A 21,834-nucleotide genomic window follows, 5' to 3' on the forward strand; every position below is an offset into this window, starting at 1 on the left:
GTATCCCCACACCGGCACGGATGTGAGCGCAGCATGACAGAGTCGTCCGGACAAGGCCTATCGTCCTGGCGTGGACAGCGAGCCGAGTGACGAAGTGATCGTGGTCGGGAGCGGGGTCGCCGGGCTGACGACGGCCGTGGTGCTGGCGGAGTCCGGGCGCCGGGTACGGGTGTGGGCGCGGGAGCCCGCCGGGCATACGACCTCGGCGGTCGCCGGCGGCCTGTGGTGGCCGTACCGCATCGAGCCCGAACAGCTGGTCGGTGCCTGGGCGCTCGAGTCCCTCGCCCGGTACGAGGAGCTGGCGGACCGGCCGGAGGAGACGGGCGTACGCCTGGTCGACGGCGTACACCGCGGGATGCGGCTGGACGAACTGGGCGACTGGGCGGGCCGGGTCGCCGGGCTGCGGCCCGTGGCCGGCGGTCTTGCGGCGCGGCTGCCGGTGATCGACATGCCGGTGTATCTGGCGTGGCTGCGCGAGCGGCTCGCGAAGGCCCAAGGCGTGGTGGAGGCGCACGAGGTGACCGACCTCGCCGCCGTGCCGGCACCGGTCGTGGTCAACTGCACGGGTCTGGGCGCGCGTTCGCTGGTGCCGGACCCGGCGGTACGTCCGGTGCGCGGGCTACTGGTGGTCGTGGAGAACCCGGGGATCACGACCTGGTTCACCTCCGTCGACCACTCCTGCGCCGACTCCACGTATTTCATCCCCCAGCCGGGCGGACTGCTGCTCGGCGGTACGGCGGAGGAGGACGACTGGTCCCTGGAGCCGGACCCGGCCACGGCCGCGGCGATCGTGGCCCGGTGTGCGCGGGTCCGCCCGGAGATCGCCGGCGCGCGGGTCCTCGCCCACCGGGTGGGCCTGCGTCCGGCCCGGGACGCGGTACGGCTGGAACGCCGGGCGCTGCCGGACGGCCGCGTACTGGTGCACAACTACGGCCACGGCGGGGCCGGGGTCACGGTGGCGTGGGGGTGCGCGCGGGAGGCGGCCGGGCTGGCGTTCCCGGCCGCCTGAAGGGGCGCTTGCCCGCGCTTGCGGGGGGCTGCTGCGCCGTCGAAGCCGACGGCACGGCAGCCCCCTGAGGGGCGCGGGGAACTGCGCGGTCAGCCACGACGGACCCGCACCCGGCGACGGTCAGATACCGCCCACGGCGCACCCCCGTCAGTTCAACGGGATGTGCCGGGCCGCGTGGGGTGCGCGGACCCCCTCCAGCGTGCCGGGCGCGGGCGCCGTCGCCGCGCTGCCGGACGTGGCGCGGGCGAACGCGGACGCACCGCCGACCAGCGGGAGGTCGGCCGTCGTACCCGACAGGGACACCGTGAGGGCCGGCTTCGTGGACGGCGGGTCGATGAGGTCCTTGTCCGTGCCCGCGATGATCAGGGCCAGCCGGTGCCCCTTGGGGACGACATGGTCGGTTGCCGCGAGACGAAGGGTCATCGTGTACGCCTTGCCCGGTGTGAGCGGGACGCCCTTGGTGAGGGAGGCGTAGTGGCCGAGGTCGGCCCAGCCGCGGCTGAACACGGTGTAGTCGACCTTGGCCGTCTTGGCCTCGGTCGCCTTGAAGCAGGCGCTGTCCCCGGCCGTGCTCTCCCCCCAGCAGGTGCGGTCGGTGAGGGTGGTGATGCCCTCCGCGGCGTCCGCGTAGTCGCGGATCGTGTCCGGGCCGAGGTCGACCAGGACGGCGGACAGGTGGGCCGAGGTGGTGGTCGGGGTGGCGGTGACCGTCACCGTGGAGGAGCCGGACAGGCGCAGGTCATGGGTGAGCGGCGAGGTGAGGAAGCCGGCCTTCTCGGAGGTGGGCGTGGTCAGGTGCGCGGCCCAGTCGGTCTCGGTCAGCTTCGGGTCGTCGGTGAAGGTCTCGGTGCCGGTGCCCGGGCGCAGGCCGAGCGTGCCGACGCCGGCCTGGGTGCCGGGGGCCGGGTGCACAACGGTGGTACGGGTGGTCTGCGGCGGCCAGACGCGGGAGGTGACCCACTGGTCGGGGTGGCGTTCGATGTCGGCCATCGGCTCGCGGTCGATGCCGTTGTCGTAGCCGAGGAGTTCGTGGTCGAACCAGCGGTGCAGGGTGTCGACCCAGGCGCCGCGCCGGTAGTCGAAGGGGTCGACGTGCCCGGTCTGGGACAGCCAGATCTTGCGCTGCACGCCGTGCCGGGCGAGGGCGTCCCACCACTGGCCGAAGTGCTTGGTGCGGACGTTGAGGTCCTGCATACCGTGTACCAGGAACACGCTGGCGCGCACCTTGGCCGCGTCCTTGACGTAGTCCCGCTCGGTCCACAGCGGGGTCCAGTCGCCGCTGCGCGGGCTGCCGTCGGCGAGTTTCCTCTGTACGGCCGCGCAGTGGGCCTTCGCCCCATCGCTCTCGACGTAACCGGCCAGTTCGTCGGGGCCGCCGTCGTACAGCGGGGCGCCCTGCGCGAAGTAGTAGTCGTACCAGGAGGAGATGCCGCTGATCGGGACGATGGTCTTCAGGCCCTTGACGCCGGTGGCGGCGACGCCGTTGGCGATCGTGCCGTCCCAGCTCTTGCCGATCATGCCCGTCTCGCCGTTGGTCCAGGTGGCTTTGACGGTCTGTGCGCCGGTGCGGCTCGTGTACGCCGTGGCGCGGCCGTTCAGCCAGTCGATGACGGCCTTCGCGGACTGGATGTCGGAGCGGCCGCCGACGTCGACGCAGCCGTCGGAGCGGTTGGTGCCGGCGAGGTCGACGCCGACGAAAGCGTAGCCGCGGGGCACGAAGTAGTTGTCGTAGAACAGCGGCATCTGGACGACATGCCCCTGCGTGTCGTACGTCTTGACCTGGCTCTCGTTGCCGCGTCCGCAGCAGGAGTAGTAGGGGCTGGCGTCCATGATGACGGGCACCTTGCGGCCCTGGCGGGCGGGTTCGGCGGGCCGGACGATGTCGGCGGCGACGCGGTCGGCCTTGCCGTCGCCGTCCGCGTCGAGCCCCGTGTCCACCCATACGGACTCGCGGACGGCGTGGGCGTAGGAGTAGACGGGCCGGCTCTCGCGGGTGGGCCGGCTCTCGCGGGTGGCGGCCTGCGCGGCGGACGGGGTGAGGAACGCGGCCGTCAGGATGGCGGCGACCACGGTCGCGAGCGCTCTCCAGATCGTGAAGCGCGTGCGGATGAGAGTGCGAATCGGCATGCGCGGACGGTACTCCGGTGAACTCCCGTGCAGAAGGGGGCTTTACGGCGATCCGCGTGCTCATGTCGGCTGAATGGCGATCGTGTGACAGCGGGGACCATGGACAGGTCAGGGGCCAAAGGGACTGAATAGGCTCCGAACACAGTCCACCGAAGGACCTTCCGAACGGACCTGACGTCCCGACGACTTGGAGCTGACGTGCACCGCAGAATCATCGCGCCGGGCGCACTCGCGGCGGCCTCCCTCCTGCTGGCGATCCCGGCATCGGCCGCGAGCTACTCCCCCGGCGCGCCGGGCATCGGCGACCCCTACTACCCCGACTACGGCAACGGCGGCTACGACGTCTCCCACTACGACCTGAGGCTGCAGTACCAGCCGACGACGGACCAGCTGCAGGGCACGGCGACGATCCTGGCGAAGACCACGCAGGACCTGTCCAGCTTCGACCTGGACTTCCTGCTGAACGTGAGCGAGGTACGGGTCAACGGCGCCAAGGCCTCCTTCACCACCTCCGGGCAGCACGAGCTGGTCGTCACGCCGAAGACCCCGCTGGCCAAGGGCACGCCGATCACCGTCGTCGTCCGCTACGGCGGGGTGCCGTCGGCGAAGAGCGCGTACGGCTTCAGCACCTGGCACCGCACGCCCGACGGCGCGATCGCGGCCGACGAGCCCGAGGCCGCCTGGTGGTGGTTCCCGAGCAACGACCATCCGAGTGACAAGGCCACCTACGACGTGTCGGTGGCCGTGCCGGACGGCACCCAGGCCATCTCCAACGGCACACTCCAGTCGACCAGTTCGAAGCTGGGCTGGACCCGCTACAACTGGCGCCAGAACAAGCCGCAGGCGACCTATCTGGCCACCCTCGCCATCGGCAAGTTCGACATCACGACCGGCACCTCCGACGGCGGGGTGCCCATCATCAACGCCTACAGCAAGGACCTCGGCGACACCGACGGGGCCGCGCGGGCGAGCGTGGAGCGCACCGGGGAGATCGTCGACTGGCTGAGCGGCTACTTCGGACCGTATCCGTTCAGCACCGCCGGCGGATACGTGCCGAACACCACCACCGGGTACGCGCTGGAGACCCAGACCCGCGTCTACTACAGCCCCAAGCAGTTCGCGAACGGCTCCAACACCTCGGTGGTCGTGCACGAGCTGGCCCACCAGTGGTACGGCGACGACGTGTCGCTGAAGGGCTGGAAGGACATCTGGATCAACGAGGGCTTCGCCCGGTACGCGCAGTGGCTGTGGTCGGAGCACGAGGGCGAGGGCACGACGCAGGAACTCGCCGACTATGTGTACAACTCCCACCCGGCCGACGACGCGTTCTGGACGGTCAAGCCCGGCGACCCGGGCCCGGACGGCCAGTTCGACATCGCCGTCTACGACCGCGGAGCGCTCGCCATCCAGGCGCTGCGCAACGAGATCGGTGACGACGCGTTCTTCCGGGTCCTGAAGGGCTGGCCGCAGGAGCACGCCTACGGCAACGCCTCGGTGGCCGACTTCCAGAGGTACGCCGAGCAGGTGTCCGGCAAGCCCCTCGCGGCGTTCTTCGACACCTGGCTGTTCCAGCCGTCGAAGCCGGCCGCGCCGGCGGCCCGCGCCGCGTCCCTGGCGAAGGCGGACACGGCGGTGGCCCAGCCGAAGTCGTGGAAGAGGATCGAGGCGACGAACGACATCCACGACGCGCACGGGCACTGACCCGGGGGCGGCCTAAGGTCTCGGCCCGGCCGTCCGCCCGAGCAGTTCGTCCCGGCCTATCGACTCCGCTCGGGAGGCCGGGACCGTGCAGGCGTACGCGCCCGCGACCGCGCCGTAGCGCGCGCAGGTCTCGGGCGGCTCGCCGCTGAGCCGGCCGTACAGGAACGCGGCGACGAAGGCGTCGCCCGCGCCGTTGGAGTCGACCACCGGCGCGGGCGGCAGCGCCGCGGGCACCCGGGTCAGCTCCCCGTCGGCCAGCAGATACGCGCCCTCGGCGCCCGCGGTGGCGACGACGGTGCCGGCGCGGCCCTGCTCGGCGATGCGCCGCATGGTCCGCTCGGGGTCGGTCAGCGCGGCGGCCGACAGGAAGACGACGTCCGCCGCGTACGCGAACGGTTCGTGGTATCCGTTCTCCCCGTCCCAGTCGTGCAGATCCGTGGACAGGGGTACGCCCATCGCGGTCAGCACCGGCAGGGCCTCGGCGCAGGGCTGGGTGATCGTCACGTGCACATGCCGGCTCGCCCCGGCCAGCGTGCGCAGCGTCTGCGGCGGGAAGCGATCGCCGGGGCGGGCGCGGCTGGTGTCGTAGAGGGACAGACGGCGGCCGTCCGGGCCGACGAGGTTGACCGCCCGCCTGGTGCCGGCGGGCTGTGGGAGGGCGGTCAGTCCGATGCCGTGCTCGCGGTGCAGGGCGCGGACCAGGTCGCCCTCGGGGTCGTCGCCGACGAGGTCGAGGTGGTGGGTGCGCAGGCCGAGTGCGGTAAGGCCCAGCGCGACGAAGTCGCCGGTCTGCCCGGCCCGGGTGCGGATCCCGGAGTCGATCATGTAGCTGTCGGCGTACGGGAGGGGCAGTGCGGGGACCGGGATGATCGTGTCCACGCCGGCTCCGCCCAGCACCAGGACGTCCGTCGCGGGGGTGTGTGCACTCATCCGCCGCCCTCTCCGTGGTCGTAGACCGTCACGGGGATCGCCCGCTTCACCAGTCGCTCGGTGATGAGCGGCTCTATGCGGGACCATGTGCCGCCCGCCAGGCCGCAGCCTATGCGGGGCATGTGCACGGACGCGCCGAGTTCGGTCACTTCGTCGGCGAGGCGGGCGAGGGCGGTGTCGATCGCCTCGTAGCGGACGGGGACACCCTTGCTGCCCCTGCGGATGCCGCGCTGGCCGACCATGTTGGCGACCCACACGTACGGCTCGACACGGACCAGTTGGACCGCGCCCAGCGCGAAGTCGTTGTGCGCGCGGTCGCGGTGCCAGGCGCGGTAGGCCCGCTCCGGCTCCGGCCAGCGGCGCGAGAGCGCGAGGACGAAGCCCTTCCCCCAGCCTCCGATGTCGTTGCAGACATGGGCGATGACCTTGGTGCCCTTGACCGACGGCACGGTGGCGTCACCCCGGACATACATGATCTCCGACATGACGCCACCGTAGGTGATGCCACTGACAGTGCCGCTGAGTCCTCCTCAGCCGCTAGTTCGTGGAGCGCGACATCTCCGACAGCTCCCGGTCGGTGTTCTTCGACACCCGGCGGCGCACGCCGAACCAGCCGGCGACCAGCATGACGGCGATCACCGGAATCAGCAGGATCGTCTTCCGGCCGACTTCGGGGTCGTTCCACATCATGCCGAGGCAGACCAGCAGGAACACGATCGTGGCGATCTCGGTGACCGGGCTGAACTTCAGCTGGAAGTGCGGCCGGGTCGCCAGGCCGGCGCGGGCGCGGCGGACGAAGACCATGTGGCAGATCATGATGATCACCCAGGTGCTGATGATGCCGAGGGAGGCCACGTTCAGCACGATCTCGAAGGCCTGGCTGGGCATCAGGTAGTTCAGGCCGACGCCGAGCACACAGACCGCGCAGGTCAGCAGGATGCCGCCGTAGGGCACCTGGCTGCGGTTCATGCGGGCGGTGAACTTCGGGGCGGAGCCCGCCATGGCCATGGAGCGCAGGATGCGGCCGGTGGAGTACAGGCCGGAGTTCAGCGAGGACATGGCGGCGGTCAGCACGACGAGGTTCATCACGTCACCGGCCGCCGGAACGCCGATCTTGGACAGCACGGTCACGAACGGGCTCTGGTCGGCGGAGTACACCGAGCCGGGCAGCAGCAGGGCGAGCAGCACGACCGAGCCGACGTAGAACAGGCCGACACGCCACATGATCGAGTTCACCGCGCGCGGGACGACCTTCTCGGGCTCGGCGGTCTCGCCGGCCGCCACACCGACCAGCTCCAGGGCGGCGTAGGCGAAGATCACGCCCTGCATGACCAGGACGACCGGCATCGCGCCGTGCGGGAAGAGGCCGCCGTGGTCGTTGATGACGCTCAGGCCGGGGGTGTGGCCGCCGACCTTGTGCTGGGTGGCGAGCAGGAAGATGCCGATCAGCATGAAGCCGACGATGGTGGCGACCTTGATGATCGCGAACCAGAACTCCATCTCGCCGAAGATCTTCACCGAGATCAGGTTCACCGCCAGGACCACCGCGAGGGCGATCAGGGCGAGCACCCACTGGGGAATGGTGGTGAACATGCTCCAGTAGTGCGTGTAGAGCGCGATCGCGGTGATGTCGGCGATGCCGGTCGTCGACCAGTTCAGGAAGTACATCCAGCCGGCGACGTAGGCGCCCTTCTCGCCGAGGAACTCGCGTGCGTAGGACACGAAGGACCCGGACGACGGCCGGTACAGGACCAGCTCGCCCAGGGCCCGGACGACGAAGAAGGCGAAGACGCCGCAGACCAGGTAGGCCAGGGCGAGCGCCGGGCCCGCGTTGTGCAGTCGGCCGCCGGCGCCCAGGAGGAGTCCGGTGCCGATGGCGCCACCGATGGCGATCATGTTGACGTGGCGGGCCTTGAGGTCCTTGCTGTAACCGGCGTCGCCCGCGTCCGCGGGCGTCTGGGCCGTCTGGGGGCTGGTGACGGCCTGTGCCGATTCCACGGCGTCCTTGCTCACGGGGGTACCACTTCCTGGTGCGCCCGGACCTTGTGGGCCCGGGGGTCGTGCAGGTCTCGGCCCGCACCACCCTGTCGGGTCGCGGCACAGACCAGTGCAGCAGCTTCCCAGAAAGATCCGCCGGTACGCGGTGGCCCATGTCACACAGCGTTACTTCTCACACGATCCACTCAGGGGCCACACGACGTTCACCCGAGGTTTTACACCCATGGTGAGACCGCGCTACGGCGTGCGTAGAGACAAACGAGGGACTGTGCCGGACTGTCACGGACTGTACGGCCAGGAGACACGGGGCTTGCACTGAGCGGGAGTTGAGGGGCAAGGTCCCGCCCATGCCTCGGCGATCATGCCGGGCTGCGGAAACCCTCGCCTAGACGCGGCGAGGCCCGCCTGAGCACTCGTCAACCGCCGGGATCGGAAGTTCCGGCAGACCAACGCTCAGACGGGCCATCGAGCCTCGTGGCGGGGACCGCCCGTTTCCGGGTTCCTCGGGTGCTACCAACACCCTCGGTGATCCGGCGAGTGAATCGACCACTCACCTTGACCGCCAACGCCCTAAGCGTGCCCGATCAATGGGCCGTTAATCAAGTCGGCCTCACCGACCGAGCGAGAATTCCGGCCGCCCGGACCAATACGGAATCCGGCAATTCCGGCACTCGGGTATTCGAACGCCTCCACCATCACACTCAACAGCGAATTCGTGACGCTGTCGACTGGCTCACTCTCGAAGGCCCCGCAGCCCGGTGCGGCACCGGCACCCGGGCCCTCGCGGCGCTCGTCCTGGCGAAGACTCCCGCCGACGGTGACCGATGGGTACGCACCGACGCCCCGTTCCTCGCCCGTCACCTGGGCCTCTCCCCCAGCGCCACGGAAAAGCTCCTCGCCGAAGGCCGCAAGGCGGGCGCCCTGGAGACCCGCAGGCGCTACCAGACCACCGAGGACGGCGGCCGGGAAGTCGTCGGCGTCGACATCCGCCTGATCGTCCCCAACCCCAGCCGCCGCCATCCCCTTGCCCGGCTCGGCCGCCCGGAGCTGGCCGTCTTCCACCGGCTCCTGACCACGATCACCGATCCCGCCGGCGGATTGCTCGCCGCCCGGACCGGCCGCGGTGCCACCACCGAACGCCTCGCCGCCCTCCACCTGGTCCTCAGGGCCCGCCTGGACGGCACCGTACGCATGACCGGCGGCCACCTCGACCACCACCAGGGCCGCAACGCCGCCACCCTGGCCCCGCTCCTGCGCATGAGCGCGGACGGCGCCGCCAAGGTGCTCGGCCGTCTCGAAGAGGCCGACTTCACCCGCGAGGACGTCACCGACGCGGCGACCGGCGCGACCGGCCGCACCCTCCTGCGTATCCCGGCCGCCGCCCACCGCACCGCCCGCCTCGAAGCCGTGAAGCCGGATTTTCGGCCCCCGTACTCAGCGGAGGTTAGGGGTAGCTCCCCCGAAGGCACCGGAAACACCCAGGTCACAGGCACCCAGGACGCCGGTAACCCCGAGATTGAGCCCCCGTACTGGACGGAGGAGTACCACGCAGTACACGCATCTAAGGCTGATCTTGATGGTCAGGCTGAGGTCTCTCGTGGTTCTTCCGCCGAAGGCGCATCGAGGCTGAGCCACGACGGCGGCTATGCGCACGAGCGCGCGAAGGGGCCCGGCGCCCTCCGGGCGGAGACAAAGACCCCCGCCCCGCATCTCCAGCACATCCCCACCGAGATCCGCGCCGCGCTGCCCGGCCTGTTCGAGGCTATGACCCCCGGCCAGCAGGACACCGCCGCCCGTGACGTCGCCGCATGCCTGGACATGTGGCAATGGGACGCCGTCAGCCTCGCTGAACGCCTGACCGGCCGCTTCGCACCCATGACCCTCACCGACCCCGGCGCCGGACGCAGCTACATCACCAACCCCCTCGGCTGGCTCCGCGCCCAGCTCCCCGCCCGCGCCCTCACCGTCCGCCAGGAAAGCGCCGCCCGCGACCAGGCCGAACACGACCGGCGCGAGCGCCTCGCCGACGGCATCGACCCCGCCGCCGCCTGCGCCGCCGTCGCCGCCCGCCTCGCAGCCGAAGCCCCAGCCTCCGCCGCCCGCCGCGCGGCACTCGATGTCGCCCACCAGCGCCACACCGCATGGCAGACCGCCCGAGACCAGGCCCGCGACGCCATCCACACCGATCTCACCGAACGCGGCTTCACCGGCGTCGCCCTGAGCGCCTGGCTCGCACACCACATGCGCACCTGGGACAGCCACCACCCCGAACCACCCGAACCGACCACGGCAACCCGCATCGCCTGACACCGAAGGAGACCCCACCATGCCCCGCCTCACCGCCCGCGACCTTGCGCGCGTCACCGCCCGCATGCGCGCTGCCGGACTCATACCGCACGGCCCCCACCCCGGCCGCGACGACGACCCGTGGCCCTGCGACTGCGTCAGATGCGGCCGGAAGAACATCTCCGCCACCTGGGCAACCGTCCGCGCCCACCGCGACCCGTGCCCGACCTGCTCCTACTCCGCCCGCGCCGTCAAGATCAGCGCCACCCTGACCGGCCGCACGGCCGCCTGACCCGAGAGGAGACACCACGATGCCCGCCCGGACCGGCCGACCCCTCGCCCACGTCCCCGACACCGCATTGATCGCCGCCGTCACCCAGCTCGGCCCAGGGGCGACCACCACGGAGATCGGCCGTCTTGTTGCCAGCGTGGACCGCGTCGGGCCGTCCCTCATGCAAGCCCTGTTCCAGCGCCTCACCGCCTGCCCGGAGGTACGGGAACGCATGGTCAGGAACGAACACCAGCACAGCAGAGGCCAGCTCCGGTCCGTCTGGTACGTCCACGACCAGGACGACGCGTGAACCGCGCCGGCAATTCTGCGGGCATAGGCCCCGGAACGACGAAGGCCCCCGCTCAGCGGGGGCCCGGTCAGGACTTCAGCGGAGGCAGATCACCGCTCAGTGGTTCGGGAGGGACGGCCGCCACGGCTTCCGCGCGCCACTGGACGGGCACCACGGCAAGCCGCTCGTATCCGTCCACCGTGACCAGCACATGGGCACCGGCCGCAACGTCACGCGTGACACCAGAGATGCCGTCACGGGCAGGCGCCGACGGCATCACGGTTGCCTCTGGCGCCGCGACCGCTTTGCGGGCCTGCATGTACCACCGGTGCGGCACCAGGGCACAGCGTTCGGCGCCTCGGTACGTCACAAGCTGGTGCGCGCCCATCTCAGCCGCACGTACACAGGCCTGCCATGAGGTCCGGAGCTGGTGCACCGGAAGCGTCCGCGCATACGGGGCGCTTTCCGGCGCCGGCGAATCGGTGGTCATGGTCACGGAGTGTACGGCGTCGTAAGGTTGTTGCCAATGAACCTTCCGACATCGTAAGGTTCATAACGCCGGAGGAACCCCGCAAAGGGACTCCAACGGCGTGACCTGGGCGAGCAGTTGGCGCCCAAGGCTCTGTTTCTTGAGAACTCAACAGCGGACGAGGTCACCCCGACACCTCCCGGACGGCATCCGGAAGCGCGGGGAGAAAGGAGGCTCACATGTAGGTCGAAAGACCACACCAAACAGGGCGTAACGCCTGATTAACGGCACATCTCGGCATAGCCACCGGCCACCACGGCGGAAGACACCGGGAAAAGGAGCGGCCCCGCCAGTGCGGACACACCGGCAGGGCCAACAAGCACCACGCACCAGCCAGACAGCGAGTCACCTGGAGCGAAGCATGCAGAACCATATCGAAGACGTCCGTCGGCGCATGGCCCGAGTCGAGAAGTCGGCCGAAGCCACCGAGGCCGCCCGCAAGCAGATCGAGCACATCGAGCAGCAGCGGGGGGCCCACTGATGGCCTGGGGAGCGAAGTCACAGAGCGGACAGCAGAAGCTGAATGACAGGCTCGCCGAGTCGCGCAGGAAGCCCGTCGAGGGCAAGCCGGTCCCCGCCCCCGCCCAGCGCAACGGCCGGATGGACGGCTGATGCTCGGCATCGGCAAACGCCGCAGCAAGACGACCAAGGTCCGCGAAGCCGCAGCCCTCCGCGCCCTCGACAAGGGCGGCGTCTGGACCCGATCCGCGGGCACCAACCCCACCGGCCACAAGCGCCCCGCGCGCTGGCCCAAGTCCCAGTAACCCCCGCCCCACGGCGCCCCGGCCGCAACGCCGGGGCGCCCCCTTTCCCTCCCGTAGCCCAATGCAGAGGCCGCCGCCCCTTAGAAGGCGACGCGTACGTGCCGGTTCAAGTCCGGCCGGGAGGACCTCCGATCCACCCCCACCCCAACCCGGCAGTACCAGGAGCCCGACCCGTGACACACCGAAAGCCACCACCCCACATCCCCCAGCTCACCGGCCCCATCCGCTGGATCGCCGCCGCCGTCGTCACCGGCGTCACGATCATCGCCGGGATCGGCTTCTACGGCTCCTATCACGCAGTCAAGGCCCTCGCCGTCACCGAGGGCTTCGGGACGTTCGCCTATGTGTTCCCCGTCGGCATCGACGCCGGGATCGTCGTCCTCCTGGCCCTGGATCTCCTTCTGACGTGGATCCGGATCCCTTTCCCGCTCCTGCGTCACGTCGCGTGGCTCCTCACCATGGCGACCATCGCCTTCAATGGTGCCGCCGCCTGGCCCGATCCCCTCGGCGTCGGCATGCACGCGGTCATCCCCGTCCTGTTCGTCGTCGCGGTAGAGGCCTCCCGGCACGCCATCGGCCGGATCGCCGACATCACCGCCGACAAGCACATGGAAGGCGTCCGCGTCGCCCGCTGGCTCCTCTCCCCGTTCCCCACCTTCCGCCTGTGGCGCAAGATGCAGATGTGGGAGGTCCGTTCCTACGAACAGATCATCAAACTGGAACAAGAGCGGCTCGTGTACCAGGCCCTCCTACGCTCCCGGTTCGGCCGCGCCTGGCGCCGGAAGGCACCCGTCGAATCCGTGATGCCGCTCCGCCTGGCCCGCCACGGCGTACCCCTCGCCCAGACCGCCCCCGCCGGTCTCGCGGCGGCCGGGATCGACCCCACCTCATGGACCGGCCGCGCCACCTACCCCGGCGAGCCCGTGCGCACCCCCGCGGTCGAAGCGCCGGCAGATGCCGACCCGAGCGGACTCGACCGGCACGCGGACACCGCGATCGGGATAACAGCCCCCCGCCCCGCCGACCGTCCGGCCGCTCTCCCGGCCGCCACCCCGCCGCCCGCACGGCATGCGCACCCCGGCCCCGAAGACCTTCCCTGGCCCACCCTGCGCACCGGCGCCCGGCGCGCAACTACGCACCCGGCTACGCACCCCGACCCCGCGCAACCCAATGCGCAGGATGAGCCGTCGGAAGCTGCGCAGCAAGGCGCGCAGCCCAGTGCGCAGGAGGCCGCCGAAGAACCTGCGCAGCGTGCACAGGACGAGCAGCCCCCGGGCGAGCAGGACGCGCGCAACGGCGAGCAAGAGGAAGGCGAGCAGCCCGCGCCGAACCCTGCCGACAAATCGACAGACCAGCAGGACACCCCGCGTAAGCCCCCCTCCCACCGCAAGCCGCGCACCACGAAGACGGAACGCCCCAAGCAGACCCGAGCAGCGCGCAACGAGGCAAGCACAACTGCGCAGCGCGCAGCACGAAGGACCGGCGCGCAACAAGAGCAGTTCGACGCGCAGATCTACGCGGCGCGCAACGAGGATCCGCAGCCGTCATTCCGGACGCTGGCCGCACGGTTCAACGTCTCCGACGGCACGGTGCGCAACGCCATCGACCGTCACGCCGAGCGCCTCGCCGAGCAGAAGCGGGCGCAACTCCGCGCGGTCAGCGACTGACCGGCGCGACCCGTCACGCGCACCCCGGGCCCGAGTTGTCGAGGCCCGGCCCGGGGTGCGCTGCCCCAGCCATGACAGCGACAGGAGCGCAGACATGATCTCGCACAGCTCTAGCGCCACGCATTCGAACGCACGTACTCTCACCCGCGCGTACACGCGCGACCTTGGGCCGCTCGCCGAGCGGGGGCGTGGGAACCCGACCCCCGAGGAGAACGCCATGCAGACGTGCCCCGGCGCCGACGAGCGCCGCGTACACGCCCTCATGATCGCCGCCATGTGCCGCCCCGGCGCCTGGACGCGCACCCCGGACGGCCGTCGTGGCTGACGCGCACGAGTCTCCCGACTGGTGGCGCGCCCAGCAGCAGCCCCGGCCGTATGCGCCGGTCGAGCCGGTCTACTTCTACCCCGCGCCCGAACCGGCCGAGCAGCCCGAACGCGACCGCGGATGGTTCGAGGACGGCGCCGGCACCGCGTTCGCGAAGTCCGCCACCTGCGCACTGCTCGGCTGGTTCTGCCCGTTCAGCTCGTGGGGCACCCTCACCACGTCGTGGACCCACCTGCTCATCGTTCTCGGCATCACCAGCGAGGACCGGGGAGCCCAGATCGTGGCCGGGGTCGTGTCCGTCGCCGGGATCGTCCTCGCCTGGAACATCGACCCCGGCGACCTCCAGGCCGCCCGGCCCGCCGGGAAACTCACCTTCGTCATCCGCCGGATCCTCTCCCGCGTCCTGCGCTGGGCCACCCTCACCGGCACCGCTCTCTGCCTGCCCGTCGGCCTCGGCATCGTCAACCTCGGCACAGGAGTCCACTGATGACCCACTCCGTCAGCCTCGGCATGTTCATCGCCGGAGCCGCGTACCTCGCATGGCGCCTCGGCCGCTGGTGGGCAGGCACCGCCCCCGGGAAACGCAACTGGAAGGAGCTGATCCCGCTGGCCGTCGGTGTCGCCCTGTCGATCGTCGCCTCCGCCTGCACCGGCGGCCTGATCGGCTGGGCCTGGCACCTCGGCGCCCAGGGTCAGGAGCAGATCGGTAACGCGACCTTGACCGGCGTCACGGGCGCCCACACCGCCACAGCCCGCACCGGTGCCGCCTTCGGCGTCCTGGACCAGTGGGGAGCGACCCTGCTGATCCTCGCCATCGCCGCCCTGATCGGCGGCTGGAAGAAGATCAAGAAACCGGCCCTGAAGGACATTCAGGGCGGCGTCTGGGGCGGCATCGGCGTCGGCCCGCTCATCGGCGGATACACCCTGATCCCCCTGGTCAACAGCGCTGGCCTGCACACGATCGGACACCTCTTCCATGCAGCCTGACACCCAGCCCGAGGAGACAGCGGAAGAGATCCCGGAGGAGGCCGCCGCCGAGCGCGGTCCCTCCGCCTTCCGCGAGATCCGCGAACTGTTCCGGGGAGCTCCGCAGGTCATCGCCGACGGCCTGACCTGGATCGGCGCCCGGAGTCTCGACGTCGCGATAGCCGTCCTCGGCCGGATCATCCGGGGCGGCATCGAACTCGGCCGACGCACGGTCGCATGGGTCGCCGAGGAACCCTCGTTCCGGTGGCTCCCGCTGGCCCTGGCCGCCGGAGCCGCCTACCTGTGGCATCCGCTCGCCGCCATCGGCGCCGGCACCTTCGTCCTGGCCGCACTGGCCAACGGCGGCCAGCCGAAGGACCCCACCGAAAACGATCAAGAAAAACCGGCGGGGGAGACCAGCACCACCGACGTCACCGAAGCCACCGAACACGCCGTAGCCGAAGCCGTCGCCGCCGGACGCTCCGGCATCCACCTTGCCGACCTCTACCGGCGCATACACCCGCAAGTGGAAGACCCCACAAAGCATCAGCTCCGCGACCTCCACGTGGAACTCCTCGCCGCGAAAATCCCGGTCGCCGAACAGCTGAAGATGACCATCAACGGCCGCCAGGTCAACCAGCGAGGCGTACGCGCCGACGAGCTGACCAAAGCCCTCGGCCACGCCCCGCGCCTGCCCTCCAACCTCGTCAACGACCTCACACCCGACCCCCACACCGTCAACCTCTCCAAGATCAACAACCCCTCTCCTGACCCCTCTCCTACCCCCTCCCCTGCCGACCGGTAGCCACCACCGGTAGACACAAACCGGCAGGTCAACGGCCTACCCCCTGCGCCTACCTACCGCCTACCGCCCCTTTCGGCCCACCGCCGAAAGGGGCTCCCGGCCAGCGCCTCAACGTGACACCCTCCCCTCAACACCGCGTTGAGGAGGACCCGTTGGAAGACCTGTTGGACATCGGCAAGGCGAAGGCCCTCGCCATCTACGCCGCCATAGGCGCCGCCATCGGAGGCCTGTGGCTCATCCATCCCGCCGTCGGCACCTGCGCCACCGTGGCCGCCGTCGCCAGTCACTACGCGATCAAAGCCCTCGTGCAGAAGCGGAACGGAACCCCCGACCCCTTCGACGGACCAGCGGAACTCACCCACCGCGCCCGCCTGGAGGTCGATGACCTTGCTCACCGAGACCCCGCATACCGCGAAGCCGCCGGCTACCTCGAACTCGCCGAAGAGGCCCTGACCCGGGCAACAGCTCCACTCCCACCGGCCCACTGACCCGCCACGGCTGCCCGCGCCCCCCACTCCGGAGCGCGGGCCGGGTGTCAGTGCGGCGGTGCACCATCACCACCCACGCGGAAGGACACCCCCGCCATGCCTCAACCCCCTGACCGGTGCGCGGCCCTCGATCTCCTCGGCCGCGCCGCCGACGTCCAGGCCCTGGCCGACGCGCGCATGATGGCCACCACCCACGGCCGTGAGATCCCGCCGGCAGATGACGCCGCGTACTGGCGGGCGCGGCTCTGCCTCGCGATGCGCGCCCGGGTCCTGTGGGGGCAGCAGTGATCCCCGGCCCACATCGCGCGAAGGGTGCGCCGGTCCTCGGCGCGAGCGGACCGGGCCAGTGGGGGCCCTGGGGGCTATGGGGCGAGGACGCTGCCCCTGCACCGCCGGACCGCCGGTCAAGGTGGCCAGCATCCCGAGCCCGGTCCCCGCACCCGCTTCCGGCCCGGAAATCGTGGACGAGTGGGCCCGCAGCGGTATCACCTGGCGCCCCGCCGCGGGGCGTGTGGACGTCCTCCACGCCGGCAAGGTGATCGGACTCGTCCAGCCGTCCGAGGAGTTCGCGGGCGCGGTCGAGTACCACGTCGTGATCCGTAAGGGCTGGCCAGTGCGCATGCCGGTCGGCTTCCTGCCACCGGACCCCGTCGCCGCCCTCGCCTCCGAGCGCGCCCGCTGGCTCCCCACTGACTGACCCGCATCACGAAGGCCCGCACCCACACTCAAGGGGGTGCGGGCCTTCCGCATGTCCGGATCGACGCGGCATCGTCACGACGGGACAACTGATCGATACCGTCGGCCCATGAGCGATACAGACGCGGAAGCCGCAGCACAGTGGATGCTGGCGCAGATCAACAACAAGCCTTCCCGCGAGCTGGACAGGAGGACGCCGCCGAACACCTCGCACGGCACTTCGACGCCGATCTGACCTACTTCAACGACAAAGGCAACCGGGCGATCAGCCGACCGGTCCTGACCGCCTTCCGCCGGATCAGTGCCGAAACGGTCGTATGGGACCGGACTTGGCGATGCTGGCGACTGCGCAAGCCCTCCGACCCCGAGGGCAGGCAAGTGGACTAGGCCGCACATGCTGCCTCACCACCGGAACCAGACTCCCGCTTCGTCATCTCCGTACGGTGATGCGTGGTACCGGGCTCCCAGGCGCGTCCCGCTCTCTCCCCAGACGTGATCCGGGACGACCACGCGTGCCGTCGGCGGCGCAGGACTAGCCGGCGCGAACGCCACCGGCTCGATCACAGGCCCCTCTTCACGCGGCCCGCCGCGCAGCACACGCCGCAGCCACCGAAGCCCGATCATCGCTGCCCCGTCGACCGGCGTTCTTCGTATGCCGCCGTCGCCTCGTTCAACCCCGTCGTCACGCCCCCCGCAGCGCCCCACGGTTCACCCTGCCCCGCATACGTCGGCGTCTTCACCGGCAGGGGGAATCCGGCCGCCACATGATCCCGGGCCCGCTGCACCGACCGGCGCAGCGCATCCGATTCCTCCCCGCCGTCCGCCGTGACCGCCCCCGTCCCGTTCCGCCACGAGGTCACCGCCCGCCCCAACGCCTTCAACCGGCTCCCCGAGGAGACGTCACCCGGCACCAGGCCGGTCAGATGATCAGCTCGCATCCCGAACGCGCCGCGCCCCGGTACGGTGCCGTCCACGCCGAACACCCCATCCCCGGCCACATACGCCGCCGGAGCCGTCCCGTACCCGCTGTCAGGACTCACCACGTTGACCATCCGCACTCGCCCCTGTGCGTCCGTGCGCGCATGGAACACCCGGGCTGGAGCGTGCGCCATCGACACCACCGTCAAGGCCGTGATGATCCCCTCCCGACTCCCCGAGTCCCAGAGATCTTTGCCCTCCTTCGACCGCTCGCCCGGATCGAACGAGCGCAACGCGTTCGTCACGTCCTCGAACAGCGGCACGTCCCCGAGGATCCGCAGCCGCCCCAGCTCCAGAGCCGTGGTCAGCTCCCCGACCCGCTGATGAACCGTGATCTTCCGTCCGACGTCACGCGGAGCACCGGCAACATTCGCGCAGTACAGATCGTGCGTGAACTCCTCCCCGGCACGCCGCGCGATGTCCTCGCGCCCTTCGCCTTGCGCCCACGCCTGAATGTCCCTCAGCCGACGTCGGACAGCCGGAAGGACTACCCACTTCACCGGCTTCATCCCGCCTACCGTCGTGCCGATCATCAGACTCAGTGGAATACCCGGATCCATCTGCTCGCAGATCGAATCGGCAATGTTCCGGCCCACCTGCTTGCCGGTCAGGGTGGCGTCAGCCTCCGCCATGTCGAACACCACGACCATGGCGCCCTCTTCGTGCGCCTCGCCGTAGACAGCGGCCAGCAGAATCCCTGTCGGCCGCGTACCCGACCCCCGGTCCACCACCATCACGTATCGGTCAGGCCGCTCGCCAGTCTCGTTTCCGGTCACTGGTCACTCTCCCAACGCGGACGCCCACGGTGCCGACGACACCGCAGCCCCACTTGTCTCGGTTCGGTCCCATGGCGCCGGCGCAGGCTTCGGCATAAAGAACGGGAACTCTTCGCGCTTCACGAACATGGCTTCGATCAGCTCGGGCGCGTAGATGCCACCGCCGGACTCGGCGAACTCCACCAGCAGCTCAGACGCGTACACGAACCGAGGAACCCGCGCCTTGTACTCGTCGTGATACTCCTGCGTGATCCGCGGAACCGTGGTCCAGTCGACTTTCCACCGCCGGTAGCGGTCCGAGTCCGACACCCACCAGGCGTGGAACCAGCCACGCGGGCCAAAAGGAGTGGTGGCCGACAGGAACGATCCCCCGCCAGGTACCGCCGAAAGCATCGGCAACACCCCCGCCTGGATAGCTGAATCCGGCACGAATGCGCCTTCGTCCACCAAGATCAACCCGCCCGTCATGCCACGGATCGACCCCGACGCCGCAAGCGCGATGACCCGGCCCCCAGAACCCGCGACAACCACCTTCGTAGCCGCATCCGCCGACAACGGCACCCCGAGCACCTGACACAACACCCTGATCTTCTGGATGATCTCCGATGCCTGCCTCTGGGTCGGCGACAAGATCAGACAGTCATACCGAGGCCGGAACAACGCCCACCACAATGCCAACGAGGCCAGCACGGTGGACTTTCCGGCCTGGCGACAGCTCAAGAGCAACCCGCGGAACCCGGGCTGAGGTGTCTCCCGCAACACCTCGCACTGGTACGGGTCCGGTTCGGCCCCGGAATCCCGCATCATCGCGGCCGGATCGATCAGCCACCGAAGCAGCCGCCGGTTATCCATCACTGCCCCCGCCCTGCTCGGCACGCACCCACGCCGGCGCAGACGACCCCACGTAGCCCGGAACCGGCGGCGGCACCTCCGGCCCCGGCTCAGCCGACTCCAACGCCCGAAGAAGCCGTTCCCGCACCTCCGGCGGCTGATCCCCAAGCTCCGTGCTCACAGCCTGGGCAAAGACCTGGAACGACTCCACCGCCAGCAACGCCCCCACGTTCGCGCCCGCCTGGTCCTGGTTGAGCAGCCCCAGCACCCGCGCCCTAAGTTCCAGGTACCGAAAGAGGCTGTCGGCCGCCCGCGTCAAGTTGAGCGGCTTACCGGCCGCCGACTCCACCTCGTCCAGAAGGGCCCGGCTGACGTACTGAACTGTCGCCATGATCGACTGTGGCGAGTCCATCGGCCCGGCCCGGCCCGCGTCCCACACCGTGGCCCCGCACTGCTCGATATGCCGAAGAAGATCACCCTCCGGCACCGCATACGCCGCCGCGGCGCCGGCAACCGTGAACCGGCCCGTTTCTAGGTCCCGCTCGATCGCCCCCCGAGACCGGCGCGGACACACCAGACACCCCGGCGTGACGTCCTGGCGCCGCCCCATCACGCCGCCCCCACCCGGGCCCGCAAGTCGGCGATCTCACGCTCAAGCGCCTCGATATGCGCCTGAGTCCCTTCGAGATCACGCAGAAGCCGCGACTCTGTCTGAAGCCGTGCGACCTTTTCCTTGCGCCGCCACAGCTCCATAAGCGCCGGCTGCTCCTCGCCGCCGTCGAGCGCCCGCATCAGAAGGACGCCCCGCGTCACCGACCCGCCGCACACTTCGCGTACCTGAGCCGCCGCGCCGAACACCGGAACCGTTCCAGCCGGGCAATACCTGAGCGTGCTCGTGATGTGCCGGTGCCCGATCGCCCGCGACACCTCGGCCAGGGGGAACGCGGCCAGCGCCTGACGGATCCACGCACACCGGAACGCGCGCGGACACACCCCCTCGGGATCAACCCCGGAGGCCCGAACGACCTTCAGCACCAGACGCTCAAGCCGCCTTTCTGTCAACGGGATCGGCGTATCCCACTGCCTCACCGGCAACAGCAGAAGCGGCGCCTCCCGGCTGCGGTCCACTCTCGGCATCACCGCATCGAGCCATTGCAGGTATTCGCTCAGCGCGCTTGCCGTGGAGGGATCGACCTCTCGCCGCGAGAGCGAGCCGCGGCCCTCGTCGCCGAGCTGGAGAAGCGGCGGGGCATTCCACGGAACCCACGACCGGCGCCGCGCCTTCGCCATCTCATGAGCACGCGGTCCCAGGTCGCACAACAGCCGCATTACGGTGTACGCGCCCATCCCGAAGCCGCGTGACGCCTCCAAGACGGCCGCGATCTCGTCCGGCCGCAGCGTCCGCGCCGATGCCACCTCGCGCACCTTCGCCCGCTCCAGCCGAACCAGGGACGTCGGGTATCCCTGCGACAGGCCGATGTACCGCAGATAGATCCCGTACGCGGCAAGAGCCTGCCGACGGGTACGGCGCAGTCCGGCAGAGGGCTTGAGGATCCGCAGGCCGTCAGGGTTCTTGGCGTGCCGGACGTTGATGTACCAGGCCACCTCATCAAGCGGCGGCCCGAGGACGTCGAACCGCCGTTGATGCGCGTACGCGATCCAGTCCGTCACGTGCCGCCGGTAGGTGCGGATCGTCTCGGAGCGGTAGCCCTGGGCGGCCAGGTGCTCTGCGAAGCCGTCCGGGCTAATGGCCTCCTGGACGTGGCCGCTCACGGCAGAGAAGGTCACGGGATCCCGACATTCCCCGCCGCCCTCAGTCATCCCGTACATGACAATCCCTCTCGCCAGTGACGAAACGGGGCTTCGAGCGGCCACCACCCATGAAAAGCGCAGATCAGACAAGATCAAAGCGTCACGCGGCCGAATGGGTGACCGATGGGCGCCACTCCGAGGGCTTGCGCTCCATTCGCTCTATTCGTAGAGTGGCCGCCATGCCCGAGACCCAGGAACCGCCGACCGTCCCCATCAGCAAGATCAACACTGAGTGGACGAAGTCGGTCGTGCTGCCCGCTCGCGCCGGCGTGACGCAGATCGTGACCGACCGCGGACGCCCCACCTGCAAGCTGATGCCTCCGGCCGAGTTCGAGGCGGTGCGCAAGCAGCACCCGATCGCCACCGATACCTATTCCGCCGACGCCGCCCGTCGATCCCGGTCAGAGATTGTCAGGCGGTGCGAGGACCCCAAGGGTCCCACGGCCGCCCTGGTCGCAGACCCGCGCTACGACCGCGCCATCGTGGCTCTGGTGCCACTCAACTACCCCGCAGCCGCCTAACGAGCCCCCCGACGGAGCCCCCTGCCTGACCGGCGGGGGGCTCCGTCACATGTCGAGGGCATGTC

26 protein-coding genes and 1 tRNA gene are annotated in these 21,834 nt (G+C 70.2%); 18 read left to right on the forward strand and 9 right to left on the reverse strand.

All coding sequences use genetic code 11. The features are described 5' to 3' along the window. Positions 1-94: 94 nt before the first annotated feature. Positions 95-1,009 carry an FAD-dependent oxidoreductase gene (locus tag ACWC0C_RS06945; protein WP_450862279.1) on the forward strand — a complete coding sequence of 305 codons (915 nt, stop codon included), beginning with the start codon at positions 95-97 and terminating at the stop codon, positions 1,007-1,009. Positions 1,010-1,156: 147 nt separating this feature from the next. Here ACWC0C_RS06945 and ACWC0C_RS06950 read toward each other — a convergent pair whose 3' ends face one another. Further along, positions 1,157-3,136, reverse strand: coding sequence for a Xaa-Pro dipeptidyl-peptidase (locus ACWC0C_RS06950; protein WP_450862200.1), 1,980 nt, complete (start codon positions 3,134-3,136; stop codon positions 1,157-1,159). 198 nt (positions 3,137-3,334) lie between these two features. Between ACWC0C_RS06950 and ACWC0C_RS06955 the strand changes: the two genes are divergently transcribed. After that, positions 3,335-4,837 (forward strand): M1 family metallopeptidase, encoded by a 1,503-nt coding sequence (locus tag ACWC0C_RS06955; RefSeq protein ID WP_450862201.1) that lies wholly within the window; start codon positions 3,335-3,337, stop codon positions 4,835-4,837. A gap of 12 nt (positions 4,838-4,849) precedes the next feature. On the opposite strand, the gene ACWC0C_RS06960 is transcribed toward ACWC0C_RS06955, so the two are convergent. Genes ACWC0C_RS06960 through ACWC0C_RS06970 form a run of 3 tightly spaced genes read right to left on the reverse strand, consistent with a single transcriptional unit; the run spans position 4,850 to position 7,780 of the window. Further along, positions 4,850-5,767 (reverse strand): adenosine kinase, encoded by a 918-nt coding sequence (locus ACWC0C_RS06960; RefSeq protein ID WP_450862203.1) that lies wholly within the window; start codon positions 5,765-5,767, stop codon positions 4,850-4,852. Continuing rightward, the gene (locus ACWC0C_RS06965; protein ID WP_450862205.1) at positions 5,764-6,252 is read right to left on the reverse strand and encodes a macro domain-containing protein; all 489 of its coding nucleotides are present in this window, start codon (positions 6,250-6,252) and stop codon (positions 5,764-5,766) included. Before ACWC0C_RS06965 ends, ACWC0C_RS06960 begins: the two co-directional genes overlap by 4 nt. Positions 6,253-6,304: 52 nt before the next feature. Next, positions 6,305-7,780 carry an amino acid permease gene (locus ACWC0C_RS06970; RefSeq protein WP_450862206.1) on the reverse strand — a complete coding sequence of 492 codons (1,476 nt, stop codon included), beginning with the start codon at positions 7,778-7,780 and terminating at the stop codon, positions 6,305-6,307. Between the two features lie 561 nt (positions 7,781-8,341). Between ACWC0C_RS06970 and ACWC0C_RS06975 the strand changes: the two genes are divergently transcribed. The 3 genes from ACWC0C_RS06975 to ACWC0C_RS06985 are packed head-to-tail and all read left to right on the forward strand — an operon-like array spanning position 8,342 to position 10,632. After that, entirely contained in the window at positions 8,342-10,072 is a 1,731-nt protein-coding gene (locus tag ACWC0C_RS06975; protein WP_450862208.1) for a hypothetical protein, read from the forward strand. A gap of 19 nt (positions 10,073-10,091) precedes the next feature. After that, positions 10,092-10,343: a hypothetical protein gene (locus ACWC0C_RS06980; RefSeq protein WP_450862210.1), complete on the forward strand. Its 252-nt coding sequence runs from the start codon at positions 10,092-10,094 to the stop codon at positions 10,341-10,343. A 19-nt stretch (positions 10,344-10,362) separates the two neighbouring features. Continuing rightward, on the forward strand, positions 10,363-10,632 hold the full coding sequence (locus ACWC0C_RS06985; RefSeq protein ID WP_450862212.1) for a hypothetical protein: 270 nt from the start codon (positions 10,363-10,365) through the stop codon (positions 10,630-10,632). 67 nt (positions 10,633-10,699) lie between these two features. On the opposite strand, the gene ACWC0C_RS06990 is transcribed toward ACWC0C_RS06985, so the two are convergent. Then, positions 10,700-11,107 carry a hypothetical protein gene (locus ACWC0C_RS06990; protein WP_450862213.1) on the reverse strand — a complete coding sequence of 136 codons (408 nt, stop codon included), beginning with the start codon at positions 11,105-11,107 and terminating at the stop codon, positions 10,700-10,702. A gap of 513 nt (positions 11,108-11,620) precedes the next feature. Between ACWC0C_RS06990 and ACWC0C_RS06995 the strand changes: the two genes are divergently transcribed. From ACWC0C_RS06995 to ACWC0C_RS07050, 12 genes are all read left to right on the forward strand, one after another. After that, positions 11,621-11,752, forward strand: a complete 132-nt coding sequence (locus tag ACWC0C_RS06995; RefSeq protein ID WP_450862214.1) for a hypothetical protein — start codon at positions 11,621-11,623, stop codon at positions 11,750-11,752. Beyond that, on the forward strand, positions 11,752-11,904 hold the full coding sequence (locus tag ACWC0C_RS07000) for a hypothetical protein (protein ID WP_450862215.1): 153 nt from the start codon (positions 11,752-11,754) through the stop codon (positions 11,902-11,904). Before ACWC0C_RS06995 ends, ACWC0C_RS07000 begins: the two co-directional genes overlap by 1 nt. A 47-nt stretch (positions 11,905-11,951) precedes the next feature. After that, positions 11,952-12,029 (forward strand) — tRNA-Leu (locus tag ACWC0C_RS07005). 75 nt (positions 12,030-12,104) lie between these two features. After that, the gene (locus tag ACWC0C_RS07010; RefSeq protein WP_450862281.1) at positions 12,105-13,571 is read left to right on the forward strand and encodes a DUF2637 domain-containing protein; all 1,467 of its coding nucleotides are present in this window, start codon (positions 12,105-12,107) and stop codon (positions 13,569-13,571) included. A 317-nt stretch (positions 13,572-13,888) separates the two neighbouring features. Next, the gene (locus ACWC0C_RS07015; protein WP_450862216.1) at positions 13,889-14,383 is read left to right on the forward strand and encodes a hypothetical protein; all 495 of its coding nucleotides are present in this window, start codon (positions 13,889-13,891) and stop codon (positions 14,381-14,383) included. Beyond that, complete coding sequence (locus tag ACWC0C_RS07020; protein ID WP_450862218.1) at positions 14,383-14,883, forward strand: hypothetical protein; 501 nt, start codon at positions 14,383-14,385, stop codon at positions 14,881-14,883. Before ACWC0C_RS07015 ends, ACWC0C_RS07020 begins: the two co-directional genes overlap by 1 nt. Further along, a complete protein-coding gene (locus ACWC0C_RS07025) occupies positions 14,873-15,667 on the forward strand; it encodes a hypothetical protein (protein WP_450862220.1) in 795 nt (264 codons plus the stop codon). Before ACWC0C_RS07020 ends, ACWC0C_RS07025 begins: the two co-directional genes overlap by 11 nt. Before the next feature lie 152 nt (positions 15,668-15,819). Next, complete coding sequence (locus ACWC0C_RS07030; protein ID WP_450862222.1) at positions 15,820-16,155, forward strand: hypothetical protein; 336 nt, start codon at positions 15,820-15,822, stop codon at positions 16,153-16,155. 96 nt (positions 16,156-16,251) lie between these two features. Continuing rightward, complete coding sequence (locus tag ACWC0C_RS07035) at positions 16,252-16,443, forward strand: hypothetical protein (RefSeq protein ID WP_450862224.1); 192 nt, start codon at positions 16,252-16,254, stop codon at positions 16,441-16,443. Positions 16,444-16,564: 121 nt separating this feature from the next. Beyond that, a complete protein-coding gene (locus ACWC0C_RS07040; RefSeq protein WP_450862226.1) occupies positions 16,565-16,852 on the forward strand; it encodes a hypothetical protein in 288 nt (95 codons plus the stop codon). 108 nt (positions 16,853-16,960) lie between these two features. Then, a complete protein-coding gene (locus ACWC0C_RS07045) occupies positions 16,961-17,086 on the forward strand; it encodes a hypothetical protein (protein WP_450862286.1) in 126 nt (41 codons plus the stop codon). Continuing rightward, positions 17,083-17,238 carry a DUF6953 family protein gene (locus ACWC0C_RS07050; protein WP_450862283.1) on the forward strand — a complete coding sequence of 52 codons (156 nt, stop codon included), beginning with the start codon at positions 17,083-17,085 and terminating at the stop codon, positions 17,236-17,238. The genes ACWC0C_RS07045 and ACWC0C_RS07050 overlap by 4 nt, the downstream gene beginning before the upstream one ends. Before the next feature lie 233 nt (positions 17,239-17,471). Here ACWC0C_RS07050 and ACWC0C_RS07055 read toward each other — a convergent pair whose 3' ends face one another. From ACWC0C_RS07055 to ACWC0C_RS07070, 4 genes are all read right to left on the reverse strand, one after another. Then, on the reverse strand, positions 17,472-18,605 hold the full coding sequence (locus ACWC0C_RS07055) for a hypothetical protein (protein ID WP_450862228.1): 1,134 nt from the start codon (positions 18,603-18,605) through the stop codon (positions 17,472-17,474). 3 nt (positions 18,606-18,608) lie between these two features. Beyond that, complete coding sequence (locus ACWC0C_RS07060) at positions 18,609-19,457, reverse strand: terminase large subunit domain-containing protein (protein ID WP_450862230.1); 849 nt, start codon at positions 19,455-19,457, stop codon at positions 18,609-18,611. Beyond that, a complete protein-coding gene (locus ACWC0C_RS07065) occupies positions 19,450-19,827 on the reverse strand; it encodes a hypothetical protein (RefSeq protein WP_450862232.1) in 378 nt (125 codons plus the stop codon). Before ACWC0C_RS07065 ends, ACWC0C_RS07060 begins: the two co-directional genes overlap by 8 nt. A 218-nt stretch (positions 19,828-20,045) precedes the next feature. Next, positions 20,046-21,209, reverse strand: a complete 1,164-nt coding sequence (locus tag ACWC0C_RS07070; protein ID WP_450862234.1) for a tyrosine-type recombinase/integrase — start codon at positions 21,207-21,209, stop codon at positions 20,046-20,048. A 218-nt stretch (positions 21,210-21,427) separates the two neighbouring features. Between ACWC0C_RS07070 and ACWC0C_RS07075 the strand changes: the two genes are divergently transcribed. Beyond that, the gene (locus ACWC0C_RS07075; RefSeq protein WP_450862236.1) at positions 21,428-21,769 is read left to right on the forward strand and encodes a hypothetical protein; all 342 of its coding nucleotides are present in this window, start codon (positions 21,428-21,430) and stop codon (positions 21,767-21,769) included. Positions 21,770-21,834 lie beyond the last annotated feature (65 nt).

Source organism: Streptomyces sp. NPDC001709 (assembly GCF_053596375.1).